The 16819-nt window shown below is 66.4% G+C and carries 17 protein-coding genes and 1 tRNA gene; 9 read left to right on the top strand and 9 right to left on the bottom strand.

Annotated elements, in window-relative coordinates; genetic code table 11:
- Positions 1-35 precede the first annotated feature (35 nt).
- The gene (locus tag AC6H42_RS19615) at positions 36-1082 is read right to left on the bottom strand and encodes a type II asparaginase (RefSeq protein ID WP_497548804.1); all 1047 of its coding nucleotides are present in this window, start codon (positions 1080-1082) and stop codon (positions 36-38) included.
- Between the two features lie 203 nt (positions 1083-1285).
- Here AC6H42_RS19615 and AC6H42_RS19610 point away from each other — a divergent pair, with 203 nt between their 5' ends.
- From AC6H42_RS19610 to AC6H42_RS19580, 7 genes are all read left to right on the top strand, one after another.
- Positions 1286-2167: a LysR substrate-binding domain-containing protein gene (locus AC6H42_RS19610; RefSeq protein WP_497548762.1), complete on the top strand. Its 882-nt coding sequence runs from the start codon at positions 1286-1288 to the stop codon at positions 2165-2167.
- A 284-nt stretch (positions 2168-2451) separates the two neighbouring features.
- A complete protein-coding gene (locus tag AC6H42_RS19605; RefSeq protein WP_200953967.1) occupies positions 2452-2613 on the top strand; it encodes a hypothetical protein in 162 nt (53 codons plus the stop codon).
- Positions 2614-2798: 185 nt separating this feature from the next.
- The gene (locus AC6H42_RS19600; RefSeq protein ID WP_157200939.1) at positions 2799-3173 is read left to right on the top strand and encodes a LiaF transmembrane domain-containing protein; all 375 of its coding nucleotides are present in this window, start codon (positions 2799-2801) and stop codon (positions 3171-3173) included.
- Positions 3163-3879, top strand: a complete 717-nt coding sequence (locus tag AC6H42_RS19595) for a LiaF transmembrane domain-containing protein (RefSeq protein ID WP_497548761.1) — start codon at positions 3163-3165, stop codon at positions 3877-3879. Before AC6H42_RS19600 ends, AC6H42_RS19595 begins: the two co-directional genes overlap by 11 nt.
- A gap of 15 nt (positions 3880-3894) precedes the next feature.
- A complete protein-coding gene (locus tag AC6H42_RS19590) occupies positions 3895-4983 on the top strand; it encodes a sensor histidine kinase (RefSeq protein WP_497548760.1) in 1089 nt (362 codons plus the stop codon).
- A gap of 3 nt (positions 4984-4986) precedes the next feature.
- A complete protein-coding gene (locus AC6H42_RS19585) occupies positions 4987-5745 on the top strand; it encodes a LytR/AlgR family response regulator transcription factor (RefSeq protein ID WP_497548759.1) in 759 nt (252 codons plus the stop codon).
- Positions 5742-6410, top strand: coding sequence for a hypothetical protein (locus AC6H42_RS19580; protein WP_057155545.1), 669 nt, complete (start codon positions 5742-5744; stop codon positions 6408-6410). Before AC6H42_RS19585 ends, AC6H42_RS19580 begins: the two co-directional genes overlap by 4 nt.
- An 11-nt stretch (positions 6411-6421) precedes the next feature.
- Here AC6H42_RS19580 and AC6H42_RS19575 read toward each other — a convergent pair whose 3' ends face one another.
- From AC6H42_RS19575 to AC6H42_RS19550, 6 genes are all read right to left on the bottom strand, one after another.
- Entirely contained in the window at positions 6422-8725 is a 2304-nt protein-coding gene (locus tag AC6H42_RS19575; RefSeq protein ID WP_497548758.1) for a helicase C-terminal domain-containing protein, read from the bottom strand.
- Positions 8722-10365 (bottom strand): VRR-NUC domain-containing protein, encoded by a 1644-nt coding sequence (locus tag AC6H42_RS19570; protein ID WP_497548757.1) that lies wholly within the window; start codon positions 10363-10365, stop codon positions 8722-8724. Before AC6H42_RS19570 ends, AC6H42_RS19575 begins: the two co-directional genes overlap by 4 nt.
- Positions 10366-10451: 86 nt before the next feature.
- Complete coding sequence (locus tag AC6H42_RS19565; protein ID WP_057155542.1) at positions 10452-10991, bottom strand: phasin family protein; 540 nt, start codon at positions 10989-10991, stop codon at positions 10452-10454.
- A 71-nt stretch (positions 10992-11062) separates the two neighbouring features.
- On the bottom strand, positions 11063-11257 hold the full coding sequence (locus AC6H42_RS19560) for a hypothetical protein (RefSeq protein ID WP_057155541.1): 195 nt from the start codon (positions 11255-11257) through the stop codon (positions 11063-11065).
- Positions 11258-11264: 7 nt separating this feature from the next.
- Complete coding sequence (locus tag AC6H42_RS19555; protein WP_082551828.1) at positions 11265-13145, bottom strand: hybrid sensor histidine kinase/response regulator; 1881 nt, start codon at positions 13143-13145, stop codon at positions 11265-11267.
- A 141-nt stretch (positions 13146-13286) separates the two neighbouring features.
- Entirely contained in the window at positions 13287-13703 is a 417-nt protein-coding gene (locus AC6H42_RS19550) for a winged helix-turn-helix transcriptional regulator (protein WP_057155539.1), read from the bottom strand.
- A 102-nt stretch (positions 13704-13805) separates the two neighbouring features.
- Here AC6H42_RS19550 and AC6H42_RS19545 point away from each other — a divergent pair, with 102 nt between their 5' ends.
- Positions 13806-14657 (top strand): SDR family oxidoreductase, encoded by an 852-nt coding sequence (locus AC6H42_RS19545; protein ID WP_497548756.1) that lies wholly within the window; start codon positions 13806-13808, stop codon positions 14655-14657.
- Positions 14658-14668: 11 nt separating this feature from the next.
- Here the strand turns inward: AC6H42_RS19545 and AC6H42_RS19540 are convergent, their stop codons facing one another.
- The gene (locus AC6H42_RS19540) at positions 14669-15664 is read right to left on the bottom strand and encodes a zinc-dependent alcohol dehydrogenase family protein (RefSeq protein ID WP_229418178.1); all 996 of its coding nucleotides are present in this window, start codon (positions 15662-15664) and stop codon (positions 14669-14671) included.
- A gap of 107 nt (positions 15665-15771) precedes the next feature.
- Between AC6H42_RS19540 and AC6H42_RS19535 the strand changes: the two genes are divergently transcribed.
- Positions 15772-16653, top strand: coding sequence for a LysR substrate-binding domain-containing protein (locus AC6H42_RS19535; protein WP_057155538.1), 882 nt, complete (start codon positions 15772-15774; stop codon positions 16651-16653).
- Between the two features lie 38 nt (positions 16654-16691).
- Here the strand turns inward: AC6H42_RS19535 and AC6H42_RS19530 are convergent.
- A tRNA-Leu gene (locus AC6H42_RS19530) sits at positions 16692-16776 on the bottom strand.
- Between the last annotated feature and the right edge of the window lie 43 nt (positions 16777-16819).

Here is a 16819-nt window from a genome sequence, read left to right as displayed (position 1 = left end):
CAAGGAAGGCCTTGTGTCGTAAAAAACAGTCGCTCTTAGTAATTGTAGAACATGCGCTGCAGTTCTTTGGTGTTATTGGTCTTGGTCAGCGCCAGCATCAGCAGGATACGCGCTTTCTGCGGGCTCAGCGTGTCCGATACGACGAAGTCCAGTTCGTCGTCATTGGCTTCGCCATTGCGTGCCAGGATGCCCTGGCCGACGCGGCTGGCGCGCACGATGATGGCGCCGCCTTTGCGCGCTGCCACCAGGCCTGGTTTGACCTTGGCGGCCACGCTGCCGTCGCCGGTGCCTGCGTGGATGATGCCTTTCGCGCCTGCGGCCACGAATGCGTCCAGCGCCACGGTGTTCATATTGGCGTAGCCGTATACGATGTCCACTTGCGGCAGGGCGGCCAGGTTGCTGATGTCGAACTCGGTGTCGGCGGTGTGCTTGCGGGTCGAGGCGCGGTAAAAGAACGGCTTGCTGCCCTGGATGTAGCCCAGCATGCCCAGCTCGGCGGTCTTGAATGCGTCCGGGGTGGAGGTGTTGGTCTTGCTCACGTCGCGCGCGCTGTGGATCTGGTCGCCCATGGCCACCAGCACGCCCTTGTTGGCGGCCGACGGGTCGGCGGCCAGCAGCACGGCGTTATACAGGTTGATCGGGCCGTCGGCGGACAGTGCGGTCGATGGGCGCATCGCGCCTACCAGTACCACCGGCTTGCGGCTTTTGACCACCAGGTTCAGGAAGTAGGCGGTTTCCTCCAGCGTGTCGGTGCCATGGGTGATGACGATGCCGTCCACGCTGTTCTGGGCCAGCAGCGCGTTGACGCGCTTGGCCAGGGTCAGCCAATGGTCGTTGGTCATGCTTTCGCTGGCAATCTGGAACACCTGTTCGCCGTTGACATTGGCCACTTTGGCCAGCTCTGGCACAGCCTTGATTAGTTGCTGCACGCCAACCGTGGCGGCCGTATAGCCGACCGTGGTGGTGGACGTGGCGCCGCTGCCGGCGATGGTGCCGCCAGTGGCCAGAATGGTCACATTGGCAAGCTTGGGTGCCTTGGCCGCGTCCTGGGCGTGAACCTGGGCGGTGGCGATGACGAACATACCAACTACAGCGGCCATGAACTGGGCCGTCTTTTGATGCAGCATTTTTCTCTCCTGTTAAAGCTGACGAGCGGCGATGGTAACAAATCTCCCCGCAAGTTGTCAGTTTTTCAGGTTTTTCGTGTGCGCCCCGCAACTGTTGGCGAACGGCCGGCCTTGCCGGGTTAATTCAACAATGTAATGTGCCCGGTCTATAATCCGGCATGGATATCAACTCGGACGATCTGAAGATTTTCGTGGCGGTGATCGATAGCGGCACCTTGAGCGCCGCCTCCGTGCACCTGGGCCAGACCACCTCGGGCGTGAGCCGTGCGCTGTCGCGGCTGGAGGAAAAGCTGGCCACCACCTTGCTCACGCGCACTACGCGGCGCATGGAGCTGACCGAGGAAGGCCAGCTGTTCCTGGCCCAGGCGCGCGCCATCCTGGCCGCCATGGAAGCGGCCGAGGAAACCATCCGCATCCGCCGCCAGAGGCCGGCCGGACGCCTGTGCGTCGATGCCGCCTCGCCCTTCATGCTGCATTGCGTGGTGCCGCACGTGGCCGAGTTCCGAGCCCTGTATCCGGAAATCCGCCTGGAACTCACCAGTAACGACCAGATTGCCGACCTGATCGAACACCGCACCGACATCGCCATCCGCATCGGCGCCCTCAGCGATTCGACGCTGCACGCGCGCGCGCTCAGTTCCAGCCCGCTGCATGTGCTGGCCAGTCCGGCCTATCTGGCGCGGCACGGCACGCCCGCCTCGCCGGAAGACTTGGCGCAGCACGAACTGCTTGGCTTTGCGCAGTATGAGCTTGGCAACCTCTGGCCCTTGCGCCACGCGGCCGGCAACAGCCTGCAGATCACGCCGGCGCTGGCGGCATCCAGCGGCGAGACCTTGCGCCAGCTAGCGCTGGCCGGGCAAGGCATGGTCTGCCTGTCCGATTTCATGACCCGCGCCGACATCGCCGAAGGCCGCCTGGTCAAGGTGCTTGAAGCGCATTCCACCGGCTTCCGCCAGCAAATCCACGCGGTCTATTACCGCAACACACAGCTCTCGCAACGTATCAGCTGCTTCCTCGAATTCCTGCAAAAAAAGCTGTGAAAAGGCCATGTAAGATTTCGCACTAGCCCTTACAGGGCTTAGTCCTACAGGGTTTTGACCTGTCTCAAGGAATCGCTGCGCAAAGTGTGCGTTAACGTACGGTCCCTTGCCCGCCAGAGGAATAAGATGGACTTGCGTGATTGATGCAGGGCGCAGCGAAAAGCGCAGCGCAAAAGCTCCTCCGCAGGTTAGCCGGCCGCCTCGAGTACCGGCACCAATTCCAAAGTAGTGAGCCGGTTACGGCAACGCCGGACCGAATTGCAGCTAGACATACGGAGGCCATCATGACGCAGGCAAACCATCCATCGAAGTATGTGGTCCGCGAGTATCTCGAACGCCGTTCGCAAGAAGTGCAGCCTCCTCCAACGCCGGAGGAGATCCGCCGCCAGCTAGGCTGGGGCTTGATGATGTACGACCAGAAAATGAGTACCGGCGACCGCATCTGACAGTTCGCTGCATTGCCTGCAAGGGGTCCGCACCGCAAGGTCCGGACCCTTTTCTTATGATTCCGCCGCGCCATTCGCTGAAAACGGCGCCGTTCACCGATGCCGGCATGCCGTTCGCCGAATTGCGGTATCGCCTGCCGCGCTTGCCCGCTATTGTGAGGTCACACATACACACGGAGGCGGCAATGGGCAAGGACAATCAGCAGCACTGGCGCAAACAGCTAAGCTGGGGCATTATCCTCACCGGCATCGGTGTGGCCTTCCTGCTGGACCGGTCGGGCGCGCTGCACTGGGGCACCGCCTGGCGCTACTGGCCGCTGCTGATGGTAGTGGCCGGCATCAGCAACCTGGTGCCGCCGACCAACGTCAAGCTGGTGCTGGACGGATTGTCCTATGTGTTTTTCGGCGCCTGGTTCTACTGCTCGTTTGAACATCTCTGGGGCCTGAGCTTTGGCAACAGTTGGCCGCTGCTGCTGATCATGTGGGGCGTGACACTGGTGCTGAAGCCCGTGCTGCACCACTATTTCGAGTCGAACAAGGAGCACTACGATGGAAAATAAGCGTCCACAACACGGCCTCGGCCAGGTCCTGATCGGCGTGGCGGTGATTGCCATTGGCTGCGTGTTCCTGCTTGAAAACCTCGGCATCCTTGACTTCGACTACACGCTGCAGTTCTGGCCGGTGCTGCTGATACTGGCCGGCGCGCTGAAGCTGGCGCAAAGCAGCGACAACGGCGGCAAGGCCATCGGCGGCATCCTGATTGCGTTTGGCGCCGCGATTATCCTCAAGAGCACGGGCCTGCTGTATATCAGCTGGCGCACCATGGCGCCGCTGGTGCTGATCGGCCTGGGCCTGGTGGTCATCTTCAAGGCCCAGCAGGGCCGCAAGCCGCCGCAGATGTTCGACAAGCTGGGTAAGCTCGATGGCCAGGCCGATGACGACAGCGTGATCAACGTGACGGCCATCCTGGGCGGCATGGAGCGCCGCGTCACCACCAGCCATTTCCGCGGCGGCGAAGTGACCTCCATCATGGGCGGCTGCCAGCTGGACTTGCGCCACGCGTCGATGCAGGGCGAAGCGGTGTTGAACGTATTCGCGCTGTGCGGCGGTATCGAGATCCTGGTGCCGGACGACTGGGCCGTGAGCCTGCAGGGCACGCCGCTGCTTGGCGGCTTTACCGAAAGAGCCATGCCGAACAGGGATGCGAGCACGCGCCTTGTCATCCGCGGCGTCGCCATCATGGGCGGCGTGGAAGTGCGCAACTAAAGCGCCGCCGCAGCGATGCAAGGTTTGATCTCCAGCCGCCGGGGCGCCACGTTGTACCTGCTGGCGTGGCTGTTCCTGGGCACGGCGCTGGGCGGCGTGACGGTGGCGGTGGAAGACACCGCCTGGGTCAACGCCATGATCTTCGCCATTCCGGTGACGCTGGTGTATGCCGCCAGTGCCGGCTTTTCCTCCTACTACCTGTGCCGCGCCTACCCGCTGGCGGAGCGCGGCGCGGCCAGCGTGCTGCTGGCGCTGGGCGCTGCCGCCATCGTCTCCACGCTGCTGTGGAACGCCGTGGTGCGCGGCTGGAACGAAGCCTGCCTGCTGCCGGAAGTCCCATGGGCCGGCATCGCTTTCAAGCCGCAGCTGGCGATCCTGATTTCCGGGCTGGGCGTGCTGCTGTACGGCCTGCTGGCTGCGGTCAACTACCTGGTGACGGAGTTCGAGCGGGCACGCGGCGCCGAGCATCGTGAACTCGAATCGCGCCTGATGGCGCAGGAAGCCGAACTGCGCATGCTGCGTACCCAGATCGATCCGCACTTCCTGTTCAACAGCCTGAACTCGATCAGCGCGCTGACGTCGCAGAATCCGAAAAGCGCGCGCGAGATGACTTTGCAGCTGGCCGGCTTTTTCCGCCAGAGCCTGAGCATGGAAGCGCACAAGAAGGTGGCGCTGGAGCAGGAAATGATGCTGGTGCGGCACTTCCTCGCCATCGAAAAGGTGCGCTTCGGCGAACGCCTGGCGCTGCGCGCGGCAATACCGCAAGACGCGGGCGCCTGCCTGGTGCCGCCGATGATTATCCAGCCGCTAGTCGAGAACGCCATCAAGCACGGCATTGCGCAACTGGCCGAAGGCGGCTGGATCGACGTCTCGGCCCGCCGCGCTGGTTCGCTGCTGCACATCAGGGTGGACAACGCGGTGGACCAGGATGCGCCGGCCGCTGCGGCCGGCTACGGCGGCAGCGAAGGCAACGGCATTGGCCTGGCCAACGTGCGGCAGCGGCTGGCCTGCGCCTACGGACATGAAGCAAGCATCCGATGGGCGCGCCAGGAGAATATATTCACTGTGACGGTTTCCATGCCGGCAGAGACCAAGGAAGGATAGAGTATGCGCATCATCATCGTGGACGACGAAGCACTGGCGCGCGGCGTCGTGCGGGAGTACCTGGCCGAGCATGCGGATGTCGACGTGGTGGCCGAATGCGCCAACGGCTTCGAAGCCGTGAAGGCGATCACCGAACTGGAGCCGGACCTGGCGATCCTGGACATCCAGATGCCCAAGCTGGACGGTTTCGAGGTGGCTGAACTGGCGGCCGGCAAATGCCGTTTCATGTTCGCTACCGCGTTCGACCAGTTTGCCCTGAAAGCCTTCGAGTACCACGCGCTGGACTATCTGCTCAAGCCGTTCAGCCAGCAGCGCTTCGACCAGGCGCTGGCGCATGCGCGCGCCAGCATCGGCAAGGGCGACAGGACGGACAGCGCGCCGCCGGCGCAGGACGGACTGGCCGGCGTGGTGCGGGACGCGGCGGTGCGCAAGGGGCCGCTGGGCCGCGTGCTGATACGCGACGGCGCCAGGGTGCACGTGATCGCCGCCGAGAAGATCGACTACATCGAAGCGCAGGACGACTATGTGCAGATCCGCAGCGAGGGCAAGTCCTATCTGAAGAACCAGCGCCTGTCCGACCTCGAGAACCAGCTGGAGGCGGGGAAATTCCTGCGCATCCACCGCTCCTACCTGCTCAACATCGAGTGCATGAGCCGCATCGAGCAGGCCGGCAAGGATAGCCACGTGGCGGTGCTGAAGGATGGCACCCGGCTGCCGATCAGCCGCAGCGGCTATCAGAAAGTACGTAGCGTGATCCAATGAGCAAACCGACCAATATCGCGACCCCGCCGCTGTTCGCCTCGCTGCCCGGGGTGACCGCGCTGGCCCTGGCCCTGGCATGGTCCGGCGCAGCTGCGGCGGGGACGGAAACGCGTCCGCCCAGCGAGGCCGAAATCAAGTCCTTTGAAAGCTGGTTCAGCCAGCGCCCCGGCGCCGGCACGCTCAGGGCCGGCTACGACATTCAGCGCGGCGAGGGAGCGCGCGACTGGACCGTGACCGCATGGGCCGAACAGCCGCCGCAACGCGCGGCGTGGCGCTTGTGCCTGGCGCGCGCCGATGGCTACAATTACGACGCCAGGACGCAGCGCTGGAGCGCAAACGGCGAACGGCGCCAGTACGTGTGGCTGGACCGCTCGGCCGACTGCGGCGTATCGCCCCAGCGCGTGCACCTCAAGCAGGAGCTGGGCGAGCGCGATATCGTGACGGTGCTGGAGCAGCAAGGAGCGGTGCTGCAAAGCGCGCGCCTGCTATTCGCCGGCAACACCCGCTGCGCGCCCCAGCGCGCCAACAAGTTCGAGCTGACCGCCATCGACGTGACGCCGGACCGGTTTTACCAGCTGACCTATGTCAGCGACCGTGGCGGCAATGCCGTGGTCACGGTGCGCAAGCGGGCCCGCGAACTGACGGCCTGGGGTGCGCGCTGCTGATGCCGGTTGCGTCAATCGATGCGCCACCATGACGGCAGCAGCGCCTGTATTTCAGGCCGCGCGAAGCGGTCGTCGATCAGGTGCACGGTGCCACGGTCGGTCTCGGTGCGGATCACGCGGCCGGCCGCCTGCACGACCTTTTGCATGCCGGGATAGGTGTAGGTGTAGTCGTAGCCTGAGCCGAAGATGGCGTCCATGCGCAGGCGTATCTGCTCATTCACCGGGTTCAGCTGCGGCAGGCCCAGCGTGGCGATGAAGGCGCCGATCAGGCGCGCGCCGGGCAGGTCGATGCCTTCGCCGAAGGAGCCGCCCAGCACCGCGAAGCCGATGCCGCTGCCATCGGCGCTGAAGCGCGCCAGGAACTGTTCGCGGCCCGCTTCGTCCATGCGCCGCGTTTGCAGCCACACCGGCACGGCGGGATGCCGTTCGGCGAACAGCGCGGCGGCTTTTTCCATGTAGTCAAAACTGCTGAAGAAGGCCAGGTAGTTGCCCGGCTGGCGCTGGTACTGTTCGCCCATCAGCTCCGCTATCGGCGCGAGAGAGCGGTCGCGGTGCTGGTAGCGGGTGGAGATGTGGCCGGCCAGGCGCACCGACAGCTGCTCGGCGATGAAAGGCGACTCGACGTCGATCCAGGCCGTGTCGTCCGGCATGCCCAAGGTGTCGCAGTAGTAGTTCCAGGGGCTGAGCGTGGCAGAGAACAGCGCCGTGGAATGCGCCGCCTCGAAGCGCGGCTTCAGGAACGGCGCAGGGACGATGTTGCGCAGGCAGAGCACGGAGTTGATCCGGGCGCCGGCGCCGCTGACGGTGACGTCGAACAGCGAATGCTGGCCGTAGCTTTCGGCCAGGCGCGCAAAGCCCATGGCGTCGAAGTAGAAGCGCTGCAGGTCCTCGTCCACGTAGGCGGGATGTTCGGCGTAGTGCTCGCCGATTGCGGTGACCGCCGTTTGCAGCGCGCCCATGAATTTTTCGGGCAGTCCGGCGTGCACCTGGTATTCACCGTCCTGCGCTTTTTCCAGCGCGGACCACTGGCGGTGCACGCGGTCGAGCGGCTTTTTCAGCGTTTCCGGCGCCGTCTTGCGCAGCATGCGCAGGCCGGCGTGTTCCAGTTCCGCCGAATACATCTTGCGCGCGCGCGACACCATGTTGTGCGCCTCGTCCGCCAGCACGCTGATCTTCCAGTCGTTCTGCAGCGTCAGGCTGTACAGCATGGCGCTGATGTCGAAGTAGTAATTGTAGTCGCCCACCACCACGTCGGCCCAGCGCGCCAGCTCGGCGCCGAGGTAGTAGGGGCAAACCTGGTGCGCCAGGGCGATCGCGCGCACGGCGGCCTTGTCGAGCACCGGCGCGGCGGCGCTGGCGCCGGCGGCCGATCCGGCGCACACGGCAAGGGCCGCGCTGCGGGCGGCCGGCAGGCGGTCGTAGAAGCCCCGCGCCAGCGGGCACGATTCGCCGTGGCAGGCCTTGTCGGGATGCTCGCAGGCGGTATTGCGCGCCACCAGCTCCAGTGCGCGCAGCGGCAGCAGCGGTGCGGACGAGCGGATGGTCTCCACCGCGTCCAGCGCCATGCGCCTGCCGGAGGTTTTGGCGGCCAGGAAGAACACCTTGTCCAGCTTGTGTTCCGCGCTCGCCTTGAGCAGCGGGAACAGGCTGCCCACGGTCTTGCCGATGCCGGTGGGCGCCTGCGCCAGCAGCGTACAGGCGCGGGTGCTGGCCTTGTACATGGCTTCGGCCAGCTGCCGCTGTCCGGGGCGGAAGTCCGCATGCGGGAAGCGCAGGGCTTTCAGTTCCGCGTCGCGCTGCGCGCGGTGCGCCAGTTCCTGCTCGGCCCATGCCAGGAAGCGGCTGCAATGCGACTCGTAGAAGAGGCGCAGGCCTTCGGCGTCGGCCTGCTCGGCGATCAGGGTTTCCTTCTGGCTGCCAACGTCGAAATACACCAGCGCCAGGCGCAGCTGGTCCAGCCCGCGCGCCTGGCACAGCAGATGGCCGTACATCTTCAGCTGCGCCCAGTGCAGCTGGCGGTGATTGTCCGGCATGCGCGCCAGGTCGCCGCGGAAGGTCTTGATTTCCTCCAGCTGGTTTTGCTGCGCATCGTAGCCATCGGCGCGGCCGCGCACGCGCAGCGGGCCGAAGCTGCCGGACAGGCTCACTTCCTTCTCGTAGCTGTCGCCGCGCCGCGAGGCCACCAGCGCGTGGCCGGCGATGCCTTCCTGCGCCGTGGGCGTGGGCGTGAAGCGCAGGTCGAGGTCGCCCGTCTTGGCGGTGAATTCGCACAGCGCGCGCACGGCAACGGTGTAGGTCGCACCCGCGGCGCTCATGCGTCCGCCCATTGCAGGTAGCACACCGTGATCGGCATCTGGTGCTCGGCGCAGTAGCTGATCCAGCGCAGCTGGTTGTCCTGCAGCCGGTCGCCAGGGCCTTTCACTTCGATCATCTGGTAGCGCCGCTCGGCCGGCCAGAACTGGATCAGGTCCGGGAAGCCGCTGCGGTTGGTCTTGATGTCGAGCAGGATGCGCTCGAACCACTTCTTCAGGTGCGCGGCCGGGATGCAGGCCAGCGCCAGTTCCACCAGTGCGGCGTCCAGCGCGCCCCAGAACACGAACGGCGACTGGATGCCGTCCTTGGCCGCCAGGTTGCGGCGTATGGTGTCCAGGTAGCGGCCGTCGTCCAGCTGTCCCAGGCAGGCGGCGAACTGCGGCGCGCGGCGGCGCTGGAAATCCGCGCTGTGCAGGTCGGCCGGGCCGTGGTGGAAGGGGTGGAAGAAGGCGCCGGGAATGCTGGTGAAAATCGCATCCCAGCACAGCAGCCCGAACAGGGAATTGATCAGCGCGTTTTCCACATAGTAGACCGGCGCGTCCGCGCGCGCCAGGTGGTCGCGCACCACGCCCTCCACCCACCAGTCCTCGGCCGGCATCGGCAGCGACAGGTCCAGCCGCACCACGGGCGCGGGCTGCGCGGCGGGCGGCTTGGGATGGCCCAGCTTGCGCTTCAGGCGCGGCAGCATGCGCAGCAGCTGCTGGCGTTCGTGCTCGCTCTCGGGCTGCGCCATGGCTGCCAGCAGCAGCGCGTGGGCAGCGCCGCAGCGTTCGCTCTTTTCCAGCACGCGGATGGCGCGCGCCCGCGCCCCGGGGTAGGCGCACGCGGCGTAGATGGCGTGCGCGCCGTCCCAGTCCTGCTGTTTCTCGAGATGCTGCGCCATCTGGAACAGCAGCTTGTCGCGCCGGCTGTTGAGCCACTCGTTGCCGCTGATGGCGGGCGGCAGGCCACGCAGCACGTCCTGCGGCGCCTCGCCGTCGGCAAACCGCTCGCGGCACTGGTGCAGGGCCAGGTAGTCGTCGATGTCGCGCCGGCTGCGGAAGCCGCGCGCGGACGGGGAAAACTCCACCTTCTCGTATTTGTACACGCCCAGGTCCGACAGCACGAATTCCGACCAGTCCTGGTGGTAGTTGCCAAAGAAGATGAGCCGCAGCCGGTCGCACAGTTCCTGGGCCAGCACCTGGTAGACATGGTCGAAGGCGTCGCCGCACCAGGCCGAAAAGCGGTGTGCGCCGTCGTGCCGCTCGCGCAGCGCCGCCAGCTGCTCGGGCTTGCGTGCGCTCTTTTCATGCCCGGCCAGCTGGAATACGCGCACGATTTCGGGCTTTTGCAGCAGGGTGAACAACTGGTCCAGGCTCAGTACCGGGTCGGCGTCCACCCAGCCCAGCTCGGCGAGCGGACGGGCGGCCTCGTGGGTGCAGCCGATTTCGGCATAGACCAGCTTGCTGGCCCGGAATAGCAGGCCCTTGCGCATGACCATGCGCACGAACAGCGCGCGCGAAGCGCGGGGCAGGGCGGGGAATTGGGTGAGGAAGGCGCGTTCCTCGGCATTGAGCAGGTCGTCGTAGCGCTCGCCGATCCACTGCAATACCCGGTGGAAGTTGTCCAGGTAATAAAACTCGTTTTCCAGAACTCTATTCATTGCTACGCGCTACAGACTGTATGTTCATACAGTGTAGCGCGTTCGCGGGCCGGGGGCAACCGGCGGCGCCGGCCGGCCCGCAGGGTTTATTTCTCCGGCGGCGTCACCGTGGCGGCGGCCTTGGCGATCTGGGCTTCCACATTGGCCACGGCCTGGCGGGTGGCGTTGGTCACCTGCTCATAGCCGGCGAATGCGTTGTCGATGGCTTGCTTGACGATCTGCACCGCGTTCTCGGAGCCCGGGCGCACGTTCTTGGTCACGTCGTAAATCAGCGCGCTGAGCGTGCTTTTCGCCTCCGTCATGTGGGCGTCGGCGGCGCGGGTGAATTCCTCGCGGATCTCGGCGATGATGCCGCCCAGCTGCTCGTTGTAGGCGGCGGCATTGGCGATGCCGGGCTGGACTTTGGCGGCGGCCACGGCCATCACGGCTTTGGGGTCGCGCGCCAGGCTGAGCTCCTTGCCGGCGGCCAGCTGCTCTTCGACGCTGGTCTTGGCAGTGGCCATGTTCAGCGCCACCACCTGTTCCACGCCTTGCACGGCTTTGCTGGTCAGCGTGTTGAAGGTTTCTAACTGAAATTCAAACAGCGCCTTGGTGGTTGCTGCGAACTGCTCTGGACTCGTAAACATTCGTTCTCCTCGGTTATTGGAATAGAACTACTACTTACCGGCCTGCATCAGGGCGTATTGTTATGGTCCCATTATTTGGCAAATGCTAATTTTTCGCAACGGCTATCTTTGTAGGGGCGCTCGACCCGCTCCCAGCCCGCACCGAGCGGGCCCTGCGCGCATACGCGCGAGCCGTCCACCTTGCTGACCCACCAATAGAACGGCGCCGGCGCCGCGCTCAGGGCGGTACAGGACAGCAGCAGCAGGGACGCGATCAGTGTTCTCATGCGCATCTCAAATAGGCGCCGCAGGCGGCAGCAGCAGGGTGAAGGCGGCGCCGCTGCCGGGCTCGCTGGCCAGCTTGATACGGCCGCCCAGCACGCTGCTGACAATGTTATGCGCGATGTACAGGCCCAGTCCGGAACCGCCGGTGCCGCGCCGGGTGGTGAAGAAGGGGTCGTACACGCGGCCCAGGTGCTCGGGCGCGATGCCGTTGCCGTCGTCGGCGTACACCAGCGCGACCTCGCCCTTGGCGTTCAGGCTGGCGCTGATGCGCACATGGCCCCGGCCCCGGCCGGCAAAGCCGTGCGCCACGCTGTTCTCGAACAGCGCCTGCAGTACCTGGCTCAGCTGGCCGGGGTAGCTGTCCAGTTCCAGGTGGGGCGGGATGGCCAGCTCGACCTGGACCGCCACCTGCTTGGCGGCCGCCTGCAGCGCCGGCATCAGTCCGGCCACCAGCGGCGCCAGCTTGAAACGGCTGCGCTGGCTGTTGTCATGGTCCACCGCGATGGCGCGGAAGCTGTGCAGCAGCGCCGCCGCGCGCTTGAGGTTGCGCACCACGATGTCGTCGGCCTGCGCTGCCTGGTCCAGGTAGGCGTCCAGCTCGGCCTGCCCGGCGCCGGCGGCAATGGCGGCGCGCAGCGCCTGGGTGCGGTCGGCCATGGTGCCGGCCGCCATCAGGCTGTTACCGATGGGCGTGTTCAGCTCGTGCGCCACGCCGGCCACCAGCGCACCCAGCGCGGCCAGCTTTTCACGCCGCACCAGTTCATCCTGCGTCATGCTCAGGTTGTCCAGCGCGGTGGCCAGTTCGTCATTGACCTGCTCGGCGCGCTCCTTGGCCTTGCGCAGTTCCGTGGTGCGGTCGGCCACCAGGGCCTCCAGCTGCGTGCGGTGGCGCCGCAGCTCGTCTTCATGCCGGGTGCGGGCGATGGCGATGCCGGCCAGGTGGGTGGCCACGCCGATCAGGCGCATATCGCCCGCGCTGGGACTGCGCGCCTCGCGGTAGTACATGGCGAAGGTGCCGAGCACGGTGTCGCTGTCAAGCAGCACGGGCACGGACCAGCACGCGCGCAAGCCGTACTGGGCGGCGACGGCCGCGTACGGCGCCCACAGCGGATCGGTCTGGATGTCGCTGACGATCACCGCTTCCTTGCGGTACATGGCGGTGCCGCAGGAACCCGCCACCGGGCCGATCGGCAGGCCGTCGATGGCTTCCATGTAGGCGCGCGGCAGGCTGGGGCCGGAGCCGCTGCGCACGGTGCGGCCGTCCCTGTCGAGCAGCAGGATGGAACACAGCACGCCGGGCGCTTGCGCCTCGATCAGCAGCATCAGCTTGTCCAGCGTGGTGCTCAGGGGCGCGCCGCGCGCCACCAGTTCCAGCAGCTGGTTCTGGCCTTCGCGCAGCGCTTCCGCGTGCTGGTGGCTGGCCGCGTCCGCCAGGCGCAGCTGGCGCAGCTGCGCAATGCTGGCGTGCAGTTCGTCCGCCGAACGCGGGGCCGGGAGCAGGGCCAGGATCTGCTCCAGCACGGCGCCGGTGCTGAACGGCAGGCGCAGGCTGGCGCTGGCGCCGGCAGCCAGCGCGCGCTGTTCTTCGTCGTCGAGTTCGTCCGCACCGCCGCCGGCCGGGGTCAGCAGGATGATGGGCAGGGCCGGCGTGGCGCTGGCGGCCCGCAGGTAACCGCACAGTTCGTAGCTGGAGCTGCCGGCCTGGGCGGCATCGAGCAGCACCATGGCCACGCCGCCGGCGCGCACCGCGTTAAGGGCGCTGTCGGCGCGGCTGACCGAGAGCAAGCCCAGGCCGGACGTCGCCAGCGCGCCTTCCAGCGCAGCCAGGTCGAAGCTGGCGCCGGTAACGATCAGTATGGTTTGCAATTTGATAGGCGGTTTCGACGTCATTGCCCGGTCCGTGATGCGGGTTCAAGGACCAAGTGTAGTACAGGATGCCTGGCCATGGCGATGCAATTGGTAAGCAAATGCTGCTGGCGAAATGCTAGCCGCAGGCCGTCCGGCTGCGGCGGCCTGGCGGCGCGCAGCCGGTCATGCGGCTTTGGCGCCGCCGCCGCCCGCGGCGCGCGCCTCGGCGATTCTCGGATAGTTTTCCTCTATCCAGTCGACCAGCGACGCCAGCCGCAGCGCCAGTTCGCGGCCCATGGGTGTCAGGCTGTACTCCACGCGCGGCGGTATCACCGGGTGGGCGTAGCGCAGCACAAAGCCGTCGCCCACCAGGGCGTCCAGGGTTTGCGCCAGCATCTTTTCGCTGACGCCGCCGACTTCACGGCGCAGTTCGCTGAAGCGGTGCATGCCGTCCAGCAGCACCACCAGCACCAGCACGCCCCAGCGGCTGGTGACGTGGCTGAGCACGGCACGCGAGGGGCAGGCCGCCACCATCAGTTCGCCGCGGCGGGCTTCATTGCTGGCGGCCAGGGTGGCGCGCAGGGTCTTGGGTTGCGGCATGGTTGCTCTCCAGGGGGGTACTTACCAAAATGTGCGTACTTACAAATAGTAAGTATAGGCGCTAAGATGAATTACTCCAACCGCGAATTGAAAGGAAACACCATGATCGTCATTACCGGCGCCAGCGGCCAACTGGGCCAACTGATTGTTACCGAACTGCTGAAAACCACGCCGGCTGCCGCCATCGTGGCCGCCGTGCGCGATCCTGCCAAGGCCGCCAACCTGGCCGCACTGGGTGTGCAGGTGCGCAAGGCGGACTACACCGATCCGTCCTCGCTGGACGCGGTCTTCGCCGGCGCGGAAAAGGTTCTGCTGATCTCGTCGAGCGAGATTGGCCAGCGCCTGGCGCAGCACCGCAACGTGATCGAGGCAGCCAGGCGCGCCAAGGTGGGCTTGCTGGCCTACACCAGCGTGCTGCATGCGGACAGTTCGCCGCTGGCGCTGGCGGGCGAGCACCGCGACACCGAGGCGCTGCTGCGCGCGTCGGGCCTGCGTTACAGCATCCTGCGCAACGGCTGGTATGTCGAGAACTACACTGCCGGCCTGGCCGGCGCGCTGGGCTACGGCGTGCTGCTGGGCAGCGCGCAGGACGGGCGCATCTCCGCCGCCACGCGCAGCGACTATGCCGCCGCAGCAGTGGCCGTGCTGAACAGTGCCGAGCCCGAACCGCTGTACGAACTGGCGGGCGACCGCAGCTTCTCGCTGCCGGAACTGGCGGCCGAGTTGTCGCGCCAGGCCGGCAAGGACGTGCCGTACAAGGACTTGCCGGAAGCGGAGTACAAGGCCGCGCTGCTGGGCGCCGGCCTGCCGGAATGGCTGGCGTCGCTGCTGTCCGATTCGGACGCGGGGGTGGCAAAGGGCGCGCTGGAAGACAACAGCGCCACCTTGTCGCGCCTGATCGGGCGAGCCACCACGCCGCTGTCCGAAGCGGTCCGCAGCGCGCTGGCGAAGTAAGCGCGGCCCGCTCAGTGCACGATGGCCAGCTTGCCGAAGTGGCGGCCGCCTGCACTGAGCTCCGCGTAGGCTGCGGCGGTGTCGCCGATGTCGAACACGCGGTCGATCACCGGCACGATGCGGTGCGCGGCGATGGCCCGTACCGCCTCGGCAAGGTCGGCCACCGATCCGGTGTTGTTGCCCACCACCCGCAAGGCCTTCACAATGATGGGCAGCAGGTCGACCTGTGCCACGGTGCCGGCCACGAAGCCCACCGTGAATACGGTGCCGCCCATGGCTGCCGCATGCAGCGAGCGCGCGAAGGTGGCGGCGCCGACGGTTTCCAGCACCAGGTCCGCGCCGCGGCCGCCGGTCAGTTTCAGGACTTCTTCGTCCCAGGCCGGCGTTGCGCGGTAGTTGATCAGCAGGTCGGCGCCGGCCTGGCGCGCGCGGTCCAGCTTGGCTTCCGACGAGGACGCCAGGATCGCCGTGGCGCCGCATGCCTTGGCAAACTGCAGGGCGAAGATACTCACACCCCCGGTACCCAGCAGCACCGCCACGGACCCCGGCTTGAGCCGTGCCGAGCGCACCGCGTTCCATGCCGTGGTGGCGGCGATCGGCAGCGCGGCGCCCTGCACGAAATCCAGGTGCGCGGGCAGGGCGGCCAGGCTGCTGGCCGGCACGGCGACGTATTCGGCCAGCGATCCAGGCAGGGTGAGGCCGCGCATGGCGGCAACGTTGTGCGGCGTGATGGCGCCGCCCTGCCAGTTCGGCATGAAGTGGGGTAGCACCCGCTCGCCGACGGACCAGCCGCCGACGCCTTCGCCCAACGCTGCGATCTCGCCCGCGCCGTCCGCCACCGGCACCAGGGGGAAGCCCGGCGCCGGGAATTGTCCCGTGGCGATGGCCACGTCCAGGTAGTTCAGCGTGGCGGCGCGCAGGCGCAGCACCACCTCGCCCTTGCCCGGCGAGGGATCGGGCAGCGCCGCCTGGCGGAAAGCGGTCAGTTCAGGGGCGGTCAGTTGCATGGCTTTCATCATCGTCTTTCACAAAGTCGGAAAGACCTCAGTGTCATTTAAAACCATGTTGAGATAAACTTGCGCGTACTTGATACATTTGCAACTGGAGCTGTTAAATGGATCTGCTGGAAAGCATGAGGGTGTATGTGCAGGCCGTAGAAAAGGGCAGCCTTAGCGCTGCGGCCGCAGCCAGCGGCATGTCGGCGACCATGGCGGGCAACCATGTGCGCATGCTGGAGCAGCGCCTCGGCACGCGCCTGCTCAACCGCACCACGCGGCGGCAGTACCTGACCGCTTTCGGGGAGGACTACTATCAGCGCTGCAAGGAAATCCTGCGGCTGGTGGCCGAGACCGACGCGCAGGCGCAGACCCTGCAGCTGGCGCCGGCCGGCAAACTGCGCGTCACCGCACCGCTCACGTTCGGCGCGGAGGCGCTGATGCCAGCGCTGTCCGCCTATCTCGAGCGCTACCCGCAAGTGGATGTGGACGTGGTGCTGAGCGACCGCGTGCTGGACCTGGTGGAGGAGGGCTGCGAGGTGGCGGTGCGGATCGGGCATTTGCCGGATTCCGCATTGGTCGCGAAGCCGCTGGCGCCTTACCGGCTGATGATCTGCGCCTCGCCCGGCTACCTGGCGCGCAAGGGCACGCCGGCCAGGCCGGAGGAATTGAGCGGACACGATTGCCTGTCGTTCTCCATGGCCGCACTGGCGCACTGGCGCATGACCGGCGAGGATGGCGACTTGTGCGTGCCGGTGGCCGGCCGGGTGCAGGTCAACAACGGCCAGGCCTTGCGCGTGGCCGCGCTGCACGGCATGGGCATCGTGCTGCAGCCGGCGATACTGATGGAAGGGGATGTGCGGGCGGGGCGGCTGGTGCCGCTGTTCCCCGGCTATACGCTGCCTAGCCGGCCGATGAACCTGGTGTATCTGCAGGACCGCTACCGCTCGCCTAAACTGCGCAGCTTCGTGGACTTCATGGCGGAACGCTTCGGACAATAGAAAAAGCCTCCCGAAGGAGGCTTTTTCGCGGAATTCTGTGGTGCCCACGGAGGGACTCGAACCCCCACACCTTGCGGCACATGGACCTGAACCATGCGCGTCTACCAATTCCGCCACGTGGGCACTGTTACTGCGTTCTCTGCGGCGTTGTTCTGCAACAGAAGGC

It is taken from the genome of Massilia sp. NBRC 108631, assembly GCF_059704565.1.
The sequence above is the reverse complement of the archived record's forward strand: the minus strand, read 5'-3'. Positions and strand labels throughout refer to the sequence as shown.

Excerpts from the sequence above, each read along its gene's own strand:
- AC6H42_RS19615 (WP_497548804.1), bottom strand. The coding sequence starts at position 1,082 with ATGTTCGTCATCGCCACCGCCCAGGTTCACGCCCAGGACGCGGCCAAG.
- AC6H42_RS19610 (WP_497548762.1), top strand. The coding sequence starts at position 1,286 with ATGGATATCAACTCGGACGATCTGAAGATTTTCGTGGCGGTGATCGAT.
- AC6H42_RS19605 (WP_200953967.1), top strand. The coding sequence starts at position 2,452 with ATGACGCAGGCAAACCATCCATCGAAGTATGTGGTCCGCGAGTATCTC.
- AC6H42_RS19600 (WP_157200939.1), top strand. The coding sequence starts at position 2,799 with ATGGGCAAGGACAATCAGCAGCACTGGCGCAAACAGCTAAGCTGGGGC.
- AC6H42_RS19595 (WP_497548761.1), top strand. The coding sequence starts at position 3,163 with ATGGAAAATAAGCGTCCACAACACGGCCTCGGCCAGGTCCTGATCGGC.
- AC6H42_RS19590 (WP_497548760.1), top strand. The coding sequence starts at position 3,895 with ATGCAAGGTTTGATCTCCAGCCGCCGGGGCGCCACGTTGTACCTGCTG.
- AC6H42_RS19585 (WP_497548759.1), top strand. The coding sequence starts at position 4,987 with ATGCGCATCATCATCGTGGACGACGAAGCACTGGCGCGCGGCGTCGTG.
- AC6H42_RS19580 (WP_057155545.1), top strand. The coding sequence starts at position 5,742 with ATGAGCAAACCGACCAATATCGCGACCCCGCCGCTGTTCGCCTCGCTG.
- AC6H42_RS19575 (WP_497548758.1), bottom strand. The coding sequence starts at position 8,725 with ATGAGCGCCGCGGGTGCGACCTACACCGTTGCCGTGCGCGCGCTGTGC.
- AC6H42_RS19570 (WP_497548757.1), bottom strand. The coding sequence starts at position 10,365 with ATGAATAGAGTTCTGGAAAACGAGTTTTATTACCTGGACAACTTCCAC.
- AC6H42_RS19565 (WP_057155542.1), bottom strand. The coding sequence starts at position 10,991 with ATGTTTACGAGTCCAGAGCAGTTCGCAGCAACCACCAAGGCGCTGTTT.
- AC6H42_RS19560 (WP_057155541.1), bottom strand. The coding sequence starts at position 11,257 with ATGAGAACACTGATCGCGTCCCTGCTGCTGCTGTCCTGTACCGCCCTG.
- AC6H42_RS19555 (WP_082551828.1), bottom strand. The coding sequence starts at position 13,145 with ATGACGTCGAAACCGCCTATCAAATTGCAAACCATACTGATCGTTACC.
- AC6H42_RS19550 (WP_057155539.1), bottom strand. The coding sequence starts at position 13,703 with ATGCCGCAACCCAAGACCCTGCGCGCCACCCTGGCCGCCAGCAATGAA.
- AC6H42_RS19545 (WP_497548756.1), top strand. The coding sequence starts at position 13,806 with ATGATCGTCATTACCGGCGCCAGCGGCCAACTGGGCCAACTGATTGTT.
- AC6H42_RS19540 (WP_229418178.1), bottom strand. The coding sequence starts at position 15,664 with ATGCAACTGACCGCCCCTGAACTGACCGCTTTCCGCCAGGCGGCGCTG.
- AC6H42_RS19535 (WP_057155538.1), top strand. The coding sequence starts at position 15,772 with ATGGATCTGCTGGAAAGCATGAGGGTGTATGTGCAGGCCGTAGAAAAG.